Origin of the sequence: Alishewanella aestuarii B11, assembly GCF_000280055.1 — a bacterium.
GTDB classification, from domain to species: domain Bacteria; phylum Pseudomonadota; class Gammaproteobacteria; order Enterobacterales; family Alteromonadaceae; genus Alishewanella; species Alishewanella aestuarii.
On the sequence record NZ_ALAB01000013.1, the window covers coordinates 1 to 11,417 of the forward strand.

General features: G+C 52.9%; 12 protein-coding genes. 5 read left to right on the forward strand and 7 right to left on the reverse strand.

The annotated features are described in order from the left end of the window. Positions 1–26: 26 nt before the first annotated feature. The 7 genes from trpA to AEST_RS06650 form a co-directional block, all read right to left on the reverse strand. The gene (gene trpA, locus AEST_RS06620) at positions 27–827 is read right to left on the reverse strand and encodes a tryptophan synthase subunit alpha (RefSeq protein ID WP_008607940.1); all 801 of its coding nucleotides are present in this window, start codon (positions 825–827) and stop codon (positions 27–29) included. A 1-nt stretch (position 828) separates the two neighbouring features. Continuing rightward, positions 829–2,025 (reverse strand): tryptophan synthase subunit beta, encoded by a 1,197-nt coding sequence (gene trpB / locus AEST_RS06625; protein ID WP_008607942.1) that lies wholly within the window; start codon positions 2,023–2,025, stop codon positions 829–831. Further along, a complete protein-coding gene (trpCF, locus tag AEST_RS06630; RefSeq protein ID WP_008607943.1) occupies positions 2,025–3,464 on the reverse strand; it encodes a bifunctional indole-3-glycerol-phosphate synthase TrpC/phosphoribosylanthranilate isomerase TrpF in 1,440 nt (479 codons plus the stop codon). The genes trpB and trpCF overlap by 1 nt, the downstream gene beginning before the upstream one ends. Next, on the reverse strand, positions 3,457–4,494 hold the full coding sequence (gene trpD, locus AEST_RS06635) for an anthranilate phosphoribosyltransferase (RefSeq protein WP_008607944.1): 1,038 nt from the start codon (positions 4,492–4,494) through the stop codon (positions 3,457–3,459). The genes trpCF and trpD overlap by 8 nt, the downstream gene beginning before the upstream one ends. Positions 4,495–4,498: 4 nt before the next feature. Continuing rightward, positions 4,499–5,098: an aminodeoxychorismate/anthranilate synthase component II gene (locus AEST_RS06640; protein WP_008607945.1), complete on the reverse strand. Its 600-nt coding sequence runs from the start codon at positions 5,096–5,098 to the stop codon at positions 4,499–4,501. Between the two features lies 1 nt (position 5,099). Further along, positions 5,100–6,734 carry an anthranilate synthase component 1 gene (locus AEST_RS06645; RefSeq protein WP_008607946.1) on the reverse strand — a complete coding sequence of 545 codons (1,635 nt, stop codon included), beginning with the start codon at positions 6,732–6,734 and terminating at the stop codon, positions 5,100–5,102. Positions 6,735–7,046: 312 nt separating this feature from the next. After that, the gene (locus tag AEST_RS06650) at positions 7,047–7,232 is read right to left on the reverse strand and encodes a DUF6435 family protein (protein ID WP_039925224.1); all 186 of its coding nucleotides are present in this window, start codon (positions 7,230–7,232) and stop codon (positions 7,047–7,049) included. A 111-nt stretch (positions 7,233–7,343) separates the two neighbouring features. Here AEST_RS06650 and rnm point away from each other — a divergent pair, with 111 nt between their 5' ends. Genes rnm through rluB form a run of 5 tightly spaced genes read left to right on the forward strand, consistent with a single transcriptional unit; the run spans position 7,344 to position 11,325 of the window. After that, entirely contained in the window at positions 7,344–8,294 is a 951-nt protein-coding gene (rnm, locus tag AEST_RS06655) for an RNase RNM (protein ID WP_008607948.1), read from the forward strand. Beyond that, the gene (locus tag AEST_RS06660; protein ID WP_008607949.1) at positions 8,291–8,911 is read left to right on the forward strand and encodes an L-threonylcarbamoyladenylate synthase; all 621 of its coding nucleotides are present in this window, start codon (positions 8,291–8,293) and stop codon (positions 8,909–8,911) included. Before rnm ends, AEST_RS06660 begins: the two co-directional genes overlap by 4 nt. Positions 8,912–8,924: 13 nt before the next feature. Beyond that, positions 8,925–9,746 carry a segregation and condensation protein A gene (locus tag AEST_RS06665; protein ID WP_008607950.1) on the forward strand — a complete coding sequence of 274 codons (822 nt, stop codon included), beginning with the start codon at positions 8,925–8,927 and terminating at the stop codon, positions 9,744–9,746. Continuing rightward, positions 9,746–10,339 carry an SMC-Scp complex subunit ScpB gene (gene scpB / locus AEST_RS06670; RefSeq protein WP_008607951.1) on the forward strand — a complete coding sequence of 198 codons (594 nt, stop codon included), beginning with the start codon at positions 9,746–9,748 and terminating at the stop codon, positions 10,337–10,339. Before AEST_RS06665 ends, scpB begins: the two co-directional genes overlap by 1 nt. Then, complete coding sequence (gene rluB / locus AEST_RS06675) at positions 10,339–11,325, forward strand: 23S rRNA pseudouridine(2605) synthase RluB (protein WP_008607952.1); 987 nt, start codon at positions 10,339–10,341, stop codon at positions 11,323–11,325. The genes scpB and rluB overlap by 1 nt, the downstream gene beginning before the upstream one ends. Positions 11,326–11,417: the final 92 nt, after the last annotated feature.

An 11,417-nucleotide genomic window follows, 5' to 3' on the forward strand; every position in this document is an offset into this window, starting at 1 on the left:
GGTGTGGATAAGTGGTGCGGATCAAATCAGGTGGCGGCTTTCATCTTGCTGACAAAGTCACGAAGCTTAGTGAGCAGTAGCTCAGGCTCGTGTTGGTGTTGTTCAATCAGTTTGACGATAGCCGAACCGCTAATTGCCCCGGCAGCCCCACTTTGGATCGCATCTTTTACCTGCTCGGGCGCGGAGATCCCGAAACCCAGCAGGGGTGGTGCCGGATTATAAGCACGAATGCGCGCGATCAGCTCCGAGGTTGGCATCGCAGCCTTGGTTTCGGCACCTGTCACGCCGGCGCGACTTAAAAGATAGGTATAGCCGCGGCCATAAGAGGCGATAGCGCGTAAGTCATCATCATCGACATTTGGCGGCACGATATAAATCGGCGCGATGTTTTGTGCCATCGCGGCCTGGCGGAACAGCTTACTCTCATGCAGCGGCACATCAGCGATCAATACTGAGTCAACGCCGGCAGCCGCCGCTTGTTGGTAAAACTGAGTAATGCCTTTAGCCATTACCAGGTTTGAATACAGTAATAAACCAATAGGTACTGCTGGGGCATAGGCGCGGATTTTCTCAATCAGCTCAAAGCTGACTGCCGGTGTCACGCCAGCGGCCAGCGCCCGGATATTGGCATTTTGAATCGTTGGGCCGTCAGCAATAGGATCAGAGAACGGAATACCCAGCTCCAGCGCATCGGCGCCGCCATCGACCAGGGCTTTTAAAATTTCAAACGACAGCGCCGGGTTCGGATCACCAAGGGTCACGAAGGGTACAAAGGCACCGCGGCCTTCGTTATTAAGCCGCTGAAACATTTGTTGATAACGCTGCATCTTATACTCCTCCCTGCTGCGCCGCTAACACGCTATGCACGTGGGCCAAATCTTTATCACCACGGCCGGATAAATTCACCAGTAACACCATTGGCTTTGTGGCGTCAGCAGCAATTTTTAACGCCTGGGCTACCGCATGCGAGCTTTCCAGTGCCGGAATAATGCCTTCGGCTTTGGCCAGATGTTGGAACGCCGCCAAAGCTTCATCATCATTAATCGCCACGTACTGCGCGCGACCACTTTGCTGCAGATAGGTATGTTGTGGCCCGACCGCCGGGTAGTCTAAACCGGCCGAAATCGAATACGACTCTTCAATCTGACCATCACTGGTTTGCATAATGGCAGTATAGGCACCGTGCAAAATACCATAGCTGCCGGTACTTAACGCCGCGCCATGCTGATGGGTGTTAATACCCATGCCACCGGGTTCGACGCCAATCAGTTTCACACCAGCTTCATCAATAAAGTCAGCGAAAATGCCAATCGCATTAGAGCCACCACCGACACAGGCAATCACCGCATCCGGTAATTTGCCCTCGGCTTTTAAGATCTGTTGTTTGGCTTCTTCACCAATCATCCGTTGGAAGTCACGCACAATAGTGGGGAACGGATGTGGGCCTGCTGCGGTACCCAGCATATAGTGGGTGGTTTCATAGGTAGCTGACCAGTCGCGCATCGCTTCGTTTACGGCATCCTTTAGCGTACCGGAGCCTGCCGTCACCGGAATCACGGTCGCGCCCATCAGCTTCATCCGAAACACGTTCGGTTGCTGGCGTTCAATATCTTTAGCACCCATATAGATGCGGCATTTTAAGCCCAACAGCGCACACGCCAGCGCTGTGGCCACACCGTGCTGGCCGGCACCGGTCTCGGCGATCACTTCTTTTTTACCCATGCGTTTGGTTAGCAGCGCCTGACCTAACACCTGGTTGGTCTTATGAGCGCCACCATGCAGCAGGTCTTCACGCTTTAAGTAAATTTTAACCAGCGGGTTAGGTGATAAGTTACGGGTTAGCGTCAGCGGCGTTGGCCGGCCGGCATATTCGGTTAGCAATTGCTGAAACTCGGCTAGAAAGGCCGGATCCTGCTGTGCTTCGACAAAGGCGGCTTCCAGCTGCTTTAACGCCGGTACCAGCAATTGTGGCACGAACATGCCGCCATATTCGCCGAAATAGGGGTTTAGTTTTAACTCACTCATCAGTTCTGCTCACCCTTAGTATTGGTTTTGCTCTGAAAATCGAAATGACGGATGGCGCTAAAGGCCGCCGCCAGTTTAGTGTGATCTTTAATGCCCGGCGCACTCTCTAATCCGGAGTTTAAATCCAGCCCCGCCACCGGTAAGGCCAGCGCCTGCGCCACGTTATCCGGCTTAAGGCCGCCGGCTAACATAATAGCTTGTGCGCTGTTAAGCGCTGACAGCAGTGTCCAGTCAAAACTCAAGCCACTGCCGCCATGCTGGCTGGCATGAAAACTATCCAGCAAGATCCGATCGGCCTGTGGGCTAAACCCCGGTAGCTGCTGTTGCACCCGATAGGCTTGCCAAATCTGACAACCGGCAGGTAATAACGGCCGCAGGGCAGCAAGGTAAGCGTCATCCTCTTCGCCATGGAGCTGCACGGCCGCCAGCTGTAGCGCCTTAGCCAGCCCGGCCACTTCAGCTAGTGGGCTATTGACAAAAACGCCAACAAAGCGAAGTTTAGCGGCCTGTACCAGCTGTTGCGCCTGCTCCGGTGTCACATATCGCGGTGACGCCTTGGCAAAAATTAAGCCGCCATAGTAAGCGCCGGCGTTGGCCACCGCCTTAACATCTTCCATCCGGGTTAAACCACAGACTTTATGCTCGCCGATAATCAGCCGCTGACAGGCAGCTGCCAGATCGGCTTCAGCCATCAGTGAGCTGCCGACTAAAAAGGCATCAGCGATCTGCAGCAGCTCTCGTACCTGCTGATTACGATAAATGCCGGACTCCGATACCACAGTGCGATCAGCTGGGATCAGCTGCCGCAGGCGAAAGCTGGTGTTTAAGTCCGTACTCAGATCGCGCAGGTTGCGGTTATTGATCCCAATTAATTTGGCGCCAAGCTCCACCGCCTGTAAGGTTTCTTCTTCGTTACTGACTTCGGTTAATACCGTCATATTCAGCTCGGCGGCAATGGCCGCTAACAACTGGTACTGCTGGGGTGATAAAATCGACAGCATTAACAGTACCGCATCGGCACCGGCAGCCCGCCCGGCATAGATCTGGTAGGGATCAATGATAAAGTCTTTATGCAGCAGCGGCTTGTCAGATAAAGCGCGCATCTGCTCCAGATACTGATAACTGCCTTGAAAAAACTCGCTGTCGGTCAGCACCGAGATGCAGTCGGCGTATTGGTTGTACACCTGACTAATAGCGCTAAGATCAAAATCCGCCCGAATTAAGCCTTTTGACGGCGAGGCTTTTTTACACTCCAGAATAAAACGGGCGCCAGGTTGTTGTAACGCTGCGAGAAAATCGCGGCTGGTTGGGCTGACAGTGGCTATAAAGTGTTCCAAGGGCCGGGTTTCAGCCATAGCCGAGACTTCAGTTAACTTATGGCTGACGATTTTCGCCAGTACCCCGGTAATGGTTTTATTGTGTAATACCAGTTCAGCCACGGCTTAACTCCTGCATTTTTTCCAAGGTCGCCATCGCCTTACCACTGGCCAGTTGTTCCAGTACTGCTCGGGTGTTCACTTTTAAATTCTGGCCTAAACCGGCAATTTTTAGCATCGCCGCCACATTTACTGCTACTGCCTGATTGTGGGGCTCTTCGCCACGGCCTTGCAAAATGGCCAGCGTCGCTGCCGCATTTTGCTCCGGCTCGCCACCAGCTAAGGCACTAAGAGGAGTCATATTCAGGCCAAAATCTTCCGGCGTAAGCGTAAATTCGCGCAGTGCACCGTCTTTTAGCTCACAGACATAAGTATTGCCATGCAGCGCCACTTCGTCACAGCCGCTACCATGCACCACCCAGGCGCGCTCAGTACCCAGTTGCTGTAAGGCTTCGGCCATCACCCGGCACAGCGCCGGATCGTAGACGCCAAGTAGCTGAAAAGCAGGCCGCGCCGGGTTAATTAAAGGCCCGAGCAAGTTAAAAATAGTTCTGCTTTTCAACGCATTGCGTACCGGCATCGCATGCTTAATGCCGCTGTGATACAAGGGCGCAAATAAGAAGGTACATTGTGATTCTGCCAGCATGCTGGCAGCTTGCTCAGGGCTTAGTTGAATATTCAGCCCCAGATGCTCCAGTAAGTCAGCAGAGCCCGAACGTGATGACACACTGCGGTTGCCATGTTTGGTCACCGGCAATCCCATACTGGCAGCGACGATGGCGGCAGTACTGGAGATGTTAATGGTATTGCTGCCATCACCGCCGGTACCACAGCAGTCGATGCTCGGTTTGGTTGTAGCCGGGAATGGTGCGGCGGCTTGCAGTAATGCACTGGCTGCACCGGTAATTTCGGCGCTGCTTTCACCGCGTACTTTCAAGGCGGCTAACATGGCGGTTAAATGCAGTGGATCGACCTGACCGGTTACCACAGCACTAAAGAATTGCTCGGCTTGCTCGCGGCTAAGTGCTTTACCCGTCAGCGCTTGTTGCACCAGCGGTAAAACCCCTGCCTCTGTGTTGTTAAGATCTGTCATGCTCTTAACTCCTTAATAAATATTCGATACTTTGCTTAAGCAGCGGCTTGCCAAGCGTAGTTAAAATCGACTCAGGGTGAAATTGAAAGCCCAGCATCCGCTCAGTCTCGTTAATCACCGCCATCGGAATATGTCGCTCATTGGCAATTTGTGTAAGCTGCTCTGGCAGTGTCGTCGCCATTAGCGAGTGATAACGTGCCACCGGGAAAGGCCGTGGTAAACCGTTAAACACCGGATGCTCTGCCAGACTAATCGCCGAGGTTTTACCGTGTACGGTTTCGCCGGCGCGGCCGACCACACCGCCATAATGTTCAACGATAGCCTGATGCCCGAGGCAAATCCCTAGCACCGGATACACCCCGGCGCAGCGCTTTAATAACGCCGGCATTGAGCCAGCATCGGCTGGCGCCCCCGGGCCGGGTGATAACACCAGCAGCACCGGGCCTTTTTCCTGCTGCATTTTTTCAAAAATATAATCGGCCGGGACAGTATTGCGGTACAGCTTTAAGCTTACGCCCAGCTGTGCAAATTCATCCACCAGGTTGTAAGTAAAAGAATCGATATTATCCAGCAGATACACTGTGCAATTAAGGTTCTGGCTCATCTTAATACCCCGCCGCCTGAATAGCGTTAATCACCGCTTGCGCTTTGTTGCGTGTCTCTTCTGCTTCGAGCTTCGCCACTGAGTCAAACACCACCCCGGCACCGGCCTGAATATAAGCCATACCCTCTGCGACATAAGCTGAGCGGATCACAATGCAGCTGTCAAAATCGCCGTTACCGGCCAGATAACCAACAGCACCGCCATAAGAGCCGCGTTTTTTCCCCTCAACACCGCGAATAAGCTCAGCCGCCTTCACCTTAGGCGCACCTACCAGGGTGCCCATATTCATACAGGCCTGATACGCATGCAGCGCATCGAGCTCTGGTTTTAGCTCACCCACCACCCGTGATACCAGGTGCATCACATAGGAATAACGGTCGACTTTTAGTAACTCTTTGACGTAACGGCTGCCGGGCGTGCTGATGCGTGCCACATCATTGCGGGCTAAATCCACCAGCATTAAATGCTCGGCTTTTTCTTTTTCATCCTGGCGCAGCTCCAGCTCAATGCGGCTATCCAGATCGCGGTCAATACTGCCATCGGCGGCAAAACCGCGGCGGCGGGTGCCGGCGATGGGGTAAATCTCCACTTCGCGGCTGGCGGCATTAAACTTCAGCGCCGACTCCGGTGAGGCGCCGAACAGGCAAAACTTAGGGTCTTGCAGATAAAACATATAGGGGCTGGGGTTCAGCTGTTTTAACTTGGCGTAAGCCTGCAGCGGCTTAGGGCAGGGCAGCGAGAAACAGCGCGACGGAACCACCTGAAAGATATCGCCGGCGACAATATGTTGCTTTAGCGTTTCGACCTGGGTTTCAAAATCGGCATCGCTAATATCAACCGCAATTTCTTTGCTGCTGGCGGCTTGCCCCACAGCCAATGGCTGGCTATGCAGTAGCTGTTGTTTTAACTGCTCCAGCCGTTTACCAATGGCAAAGCAGTTGGCAGGAGCCGCTTCGCCGCAAAATACATTGCCCACTAAGCGGCTTTGCTGCGCTTTATGGTCAATCACCAGTGCAGTTTCGGCCAGATAAAACAGATAATCCGGGCACTGATTTTCTTTTACCGGCACCTCGGGCAACTGCTCGATATTGGCCACCATATCATAGCCAATCACGCCACCTAAAAAGATAGCAAAGGGTTCATCACCCTGGCTGCGCAATTGCTGCTGTATTAAACGTAGCGCACTAAACGGATTAGGCTGCGTTAAACGGCTGACTTCATCCAATAGCGGATCGGGTAGTGCAAACTCGGCGACTAAAACAGCTGCAGTGGTCTGACCGGTACCGGAGTGCTGTGGATAACTACTGGTCGGACCGGTACCGGAGTGCTGTGGATAAGTGAGGGTGGCGATGGGGCTAAGCAGGTCGGCTAAAAAGGGCAGCAGGGTAAGGCCGTTGCGGCTTAGCGCCGTAATACTTACCAGCTGACCGTTACATTCAATGCGTAGCGCCGCATCAATTAGCATCAGGCTGTTGACACTGTTTTTGCTGTCAATCTCGGCTGATTCCAGCAGCAGTGAGCAGCGGTCGGCCTGACACAGGCTGGCATAAGCCGCTAAGGCATCGCGCTGATAGGGCAACGTTAGCGCAATACTGGCCACCTCGCCTGGGGTGTCTGTGATATGGCTGAAAATCATCTTAATAATTTTCCTTAATTTTTAGTTGGTTAACCTGTTGCTATTGGTTTGTCGCCGGCTAACCCCAAAACTGCGCCCAAAAAAAAGCCCGTTTCGGGGGAAACGGGCCTGGGTTTCTAAAGCGAATACAACGCCTACACACGCCCGTTGGGAATGTGCCACCACCAGTTGATCAGTGAAAACGTTGTTAGAAATTGCATTGGCTTTAACTACCTTATTCTTGAACGTCTACATAAAACCGCGAATCGGGCTTGGCGTCAAGCCCTTAATCACAAAAACAAGAAAGAAAAACGTATAAAAGTCTGGACGGCTCTATTGGTTGGCAGCTTGTTGTTGCTGCAACTGCTCAATTTTCTGCCAAAGCTCCTCGCTTTCTGCCGTCAGGTCGGCAAATAAACGCATATCGCCATTGCGCTGGGCGTACATCGCCTGTTCGAGTTTTTGATCGTAGGCCTTGCGTAGTTTTTTTACCGGATCGGATTTTAACCAGCCAAACATCATCGTTGCTCCATTAATTTGATGGTACAGCATACGTCAGGATGCTGAAAAAGGTTCACTGTCCTTGAATGGCCTGTTTATGCGACAATAGCTACCTAATTAGAGGATGATATGAAAATAGATCTACATAGCCACACCAACCACTCAGACGGCCTGTTGCCGGTTGCTGAGTTGTTGGCGCGTGCAATCAGCTGCAACCTGGATGTGCTGGCCATTACCGACCATGATACGGTGAGTGCCTTGCCGCAGGCTGCGGCCTGGCTGACAGAAACTCAAGCACCGCTAACGCTGATTAACGGTGTAGAAATTTCTACCGCCTGGCATGAGTTTGAAATTCATATTGTCGGTTTAAATATCAACCCCGATTGCCCACAGTTCCTGGCGCGGTTGGCGTCACAACAACAGCGGCGGCTGCAGCGGGCCGAGGAAATGGCCCGCCGGCTGGAAAAAGCACAAATCCCAGGCGCATTAGAGGCGGTGTTGGCTGAGGTTGGCGATGGCGCCATTACCAGAAGTCATTTTGCACGCTTTCTGGTGAAAACCGGCCGTGCCGATTCGATGAATGCGGTATTCAAAAAGTACCTGGCGCGCGGTAAAACTGGCTATGTACCCAATAATTGGGTCGATTTAGCCAGTGCTGTACAATGGATCCATGATGCCGGCGGCCAGGCAGTGCTGGCGCATCCATTAAAATACAACCTGAACGGCCGCTATTTAAAGCGCCTGGTCACCGATTTCGCCGCAGCCGGCGGCGATGCGATGGAAATTATTTCCCCGCAACAAACGCCGGTGCAGCGGCGCGAGCTATGGGCGCTTTGCCAGCAACATCAGCTAACTGCTTCTGTCGGCTCGGATTTTCATCAACCAACAGCTTGGAATGAGCTTGGAAAGCATCTATATTTACCAGACGACGTCACGCCCGTTTGGGCCAGCTGGGGCCTGATCTCAAAACGCGCAGTCTCAGAATCCAAAGCAGAACCCCAGGCAGAACCAGAGTCAGAACTAAACCGTACAGCGGCCAAGTCCGCTGAAGCAACTATCAGCATGGATACACCAACATGAGCCAGTTTTTTCATATTCACCCGGAAAACCCGCAGCAGCGTCTGTTAAAGCAAGCGGTGCAAATTATCCAGAAAGGCGGTGTGGTGATTTTCCCAACCGACAGTGGGTATGCGCTGGGCTGTCATGTGGGCGATAAAACCGCTATGGATCGCATTATGCAAATCCGTCAGGTCAGCGGTGAACACCACTTTACACTGATGTGTCGCGATCTGTCGGAATTATCGGTATATGCCAAGGTGGAAAACACCGCCTTTCGACTGATTAAAAATAACACCCCCGGTGCCTACACCTTTATTCTGCGCGGTACCAAAGAAGTGCCTCGTCGGCTGTTAAATGAAAAGAAGAAGACCATCGGCCTGCGCATTCCGGAAAATAAAATCGCGCTGGCGCTCTTGGAAGAGCTGGCCGAGCCGTTATTGACCACCAGCTTAATTTTACCCGGTCAGGAATTTGCCGAGAGTGATCCGGATGAGATGCGGCATCAGCTGGAGCGGCAGGTCGATTTGATTCTGCATGGCGGTATTATCGGTGAGGACCCAACCACAGTGGTCGACTTATCGGAAGACGCACCGCAGATTATTCGTCAGGGCCGTGGCGATAGCCGGCCGTTTGAATAAGTAACGAGTTAAGATGGCTGAGCAGCTACCGCCGTTAACGATACAGCAACCGTTACCGCTGGCCTTTGTCCGCGGTGAGGCGGTACTGGAGCGGCCGGAAGATCTCTATATCCCGCCAGATGCGCTGGAGGTGCTGCTCGATACCTTTGAAGGCCCGCTGGATTTTCTGCTGTATTTAATTCGCAAACATAAGTTTGATTTGGTCGATTTGCCGGTAAACGAAATTACCCTGCAATATATGGAATATATTGAGCTGATGCAGGAGCTGAATTTCGAGCTGGCAGCCGAATATCTGGTGATGGCCGCCATGCTGGCGGAAATTAAATCGCGCCTGCTGTTGCCGAAAATCACTAACCTGGAAGACGATGAGCACGACCCACGCGCCGAGCTGGTGCGCCGCTTACAGGAATATGAAATCTTTAAACAAGCAGCGACCGATCTGGATGCCTTACCGCGCGATGAGCGCGACTATTTTACTGCTAAGGCCAGCCTGGCTGATAACTTCAGCCCTTTATTGATTTTACCGGATGTGGATTTTACGGAGCTGATCAGTGCCTTAAATGACATAGTCAAGCGTAGCAAGGCGCTGGCGCATCATCATATTCAGCGTGAACATTTGTCGACCCGGGAGCGGATGAGCCGTATTCTGGATTTACTGCAGCAGCGGCAGGGTTATCTGGAGTTTGCTGAATGCTTTGACTTAACTGAAGGCCGGGAAGGCGTGGTAGTGACCTTTTTAGCGATCCTGGAGCTAACCAAAGAAAAGCTGGTAGAGCTGATCCAGGTGGCGCCTTATGCACAAATTCATGTCAAACTGGCGCTAAGTGAGGCATAATGGCGCAGAAAATTAACGATATTCAATTACTGCAACTTGTCGAAGCTGCGATCTTTGCTGCCGAAAAGCCCCTTAGCCGCGCCGAATTGCAAGCCACAGTGCTGGAGGGCTTTAACGTCAGCGCGAAGCGGCTGCTACAATGTCTGAAACAACTGCAGGACGATTACAGTGCCCGTGGCATCCAATTGATGGAAACGGCCAGTGGCTACCGGTTTCAAACCCGCCCTGAATTAAGCGAACCGCTGGCCAGACTCTGGCCCGAGCGTTCACCGCGTTATTCGCGTGCGGTGCTGGAAACGCTAGCCTTAATTGCTTATCGCCAGCCCATTACCCGCGGTGAAATTGAGCAAATTCGCGGCGTATCGGTCAGTAGCCAGATTATGCGCACCCTGACCGAGCGCGGCTGGGTAAAGGTGGTCGGCCACAAAGAAGTACCGGGTCGGCCCGGGCTTTATGCCACTACTGAGGCCTTTTTAGATTACTTTGGCTTACGCCATTTAAATCAATTACCGCCATTAGCCGAGTTTGCAGCCTTGCAGCCGGCAGAAGCGGAATTATTAACCACCGTCGGGATGACAGGAGAGCTCCACTAATGAGTGAAAAATTACAGAAAGTTTTGGCCCGGGCCGGCATCGGTTCGCGCCGCGAAATGGAAGACTATATCAGCCGTGGCCGCGTGACCGTGGATGGTAAACCGGCTAGCCTGGGTGATCGGGTTACCCCGACTCAGGCGATCCGCGTTGATGGTCATCCGGTGCAGGTGGCAAGCGAAGAGCAGCAAGTCTGCCGGGTACTGGCTTATCACAAGCCCGAGGGCGAGATTTGTTCGCGTACCGATCCGGAAGGGCGGCCCACGGTATTCTCGCGCTTACCCAATATCAAGGGCGCACGTTGGATTGCCATCGGCCGGTTGGATATCAATACCTCAGGTTTACTGTTGTTCACCACTGACGGTGAGCTGGCTAACCGCCTGATGCACCCTAAATTTGAAGTCGAGCGCGAATATGCGGTGCGGGTTTTCGGTGAGATTAACGATGCCATGATCCAGCGTCTGCGCACCGGGGTGGAACTGGAAGACGGTAAAGCTAACTTTAAACGCATTAAAGCGCTGCCGGGCGAGGGGATTAACCGCTGGTTCCATGTGGTGCTTACTGAAGGCCGTAACCGTGAGGTACGCCGGATGTGGGAATCTCAGGGCGCGGTCGTTAGCCGGCTGATCCGGGTACGCTATGGTGATCTGTTGTTGCCTAAGCACTTACCTGCTGGTGGTTATACCGAATATCCCCTTGCTGAAGTCAACTATCTGCGTAACCTGGTCGGGTTAAAAGATGAAGTGGCCACGCTGGTAAAACCGGAAGATCGCACTGAGCGGCGTCGCCGCCTGGCTAGCATGAAACGGGCCGTGCGTAAGCATCAAATTGCCGAAAAAACGCCCGCTAAAAAAACTGAACCCAGCGCAAAACCCAACCGGGCAGAGCCGGCCAAAAAACCGACTGCGACTAAAGGTCAGACGGGTAGAGGCAATAGCACACAGCGGCAGTCAACCGGCAAAACCCCAACCCGAGAAGGTAGAGGCTAATTATTCACAGCAGACCCTGGCTCTCAGGATAATCAGGGTCTGACCACTTTATCCACAGCACTTTCTGCTTAAAAATGGTACCGGACCGACCC

What these genes read in the sequence shown, in the direction of transcription:
- trpA (WP_008607940.1), bottom strand. Translation starts at nt 827, where the DNA reads ATGCAGCGTTATCAACAAATGTTTCAGCGGCTTAATAACGAAGGCCGC.
- trpB (WP_008607942.1), bottom strand. Translation starts at nt 2,025, where the DNA reads ATGAGTGAGTTAAAACTAAACCCCTATTTCGGCGAATATGGCGGCATG.
- trpD (WP_008607944.1), bottom strand. Translation starts at nt 4,494, where the DNA reads ATGACAGATCTTAACAACACAGAGGCAGGGGTTTTACCGCTGGTGCAA.
- AEST_RS06640 (WP_008607945.1), bottom strand. Translation starts at nt 5,098, where the DNA reads ATGAGCCAGAACCTTAATTGCACAGTGTATCTGCTGGATAATATCGAT.
- AEST_RS06645 (WP_008607946.1), bottom strand. Translation starts at nt 6,734, where the DNA reads ATGATTTTCAGCCATATCACAGACACCCCAGGCGAGGTGGCCAGTATT.
- AEST_RS06650 (WP_039925224.1), bottom strand. Translation starts at nt 7,232, where the DNA reads ATGTTTGGCTGGTTAAAATCCGATCCGGTAAAAAAACTACGCAAGGCC.
- rnm (WP_008607948.1), top strand. Translation starts at nt 7,344, where the DNA reads ATGAAAATAGATCTACATAGCCACACCAACCACTCAGACGGCCTGTTG.
- AEST_RS06660 (WP_008607949.1), top strand. Translation starts at nt 8,291, where the DNA reads ATGAGCCAGTTTTTTCATATTCACCCGGAAAACCCGCAGCAGCGTCTG.
- AEST_RS06665 (WP_008607950.1), top strand. Translation starts at nt 8,925, where the DNA reads ATGGCTGAGCAGCTACCGCCGTTAACGATACAGCAACCGTTACCGCTG.
- scpB (WP_008607951.1), top strand. Translation starts at nt 9,746, where the DNA reads ATGGCGCAGAAAATTAACGATATTCAATTACTGCAACTTGTCGAAGCT.
- rluB (WP_008607952.1), top strand. Translation starts at nt 10,339, where the DNA reads ATGAGTGAAAAATTACAGAAAGTTTTGGCCCGGGCCGGCATCGGTTCG.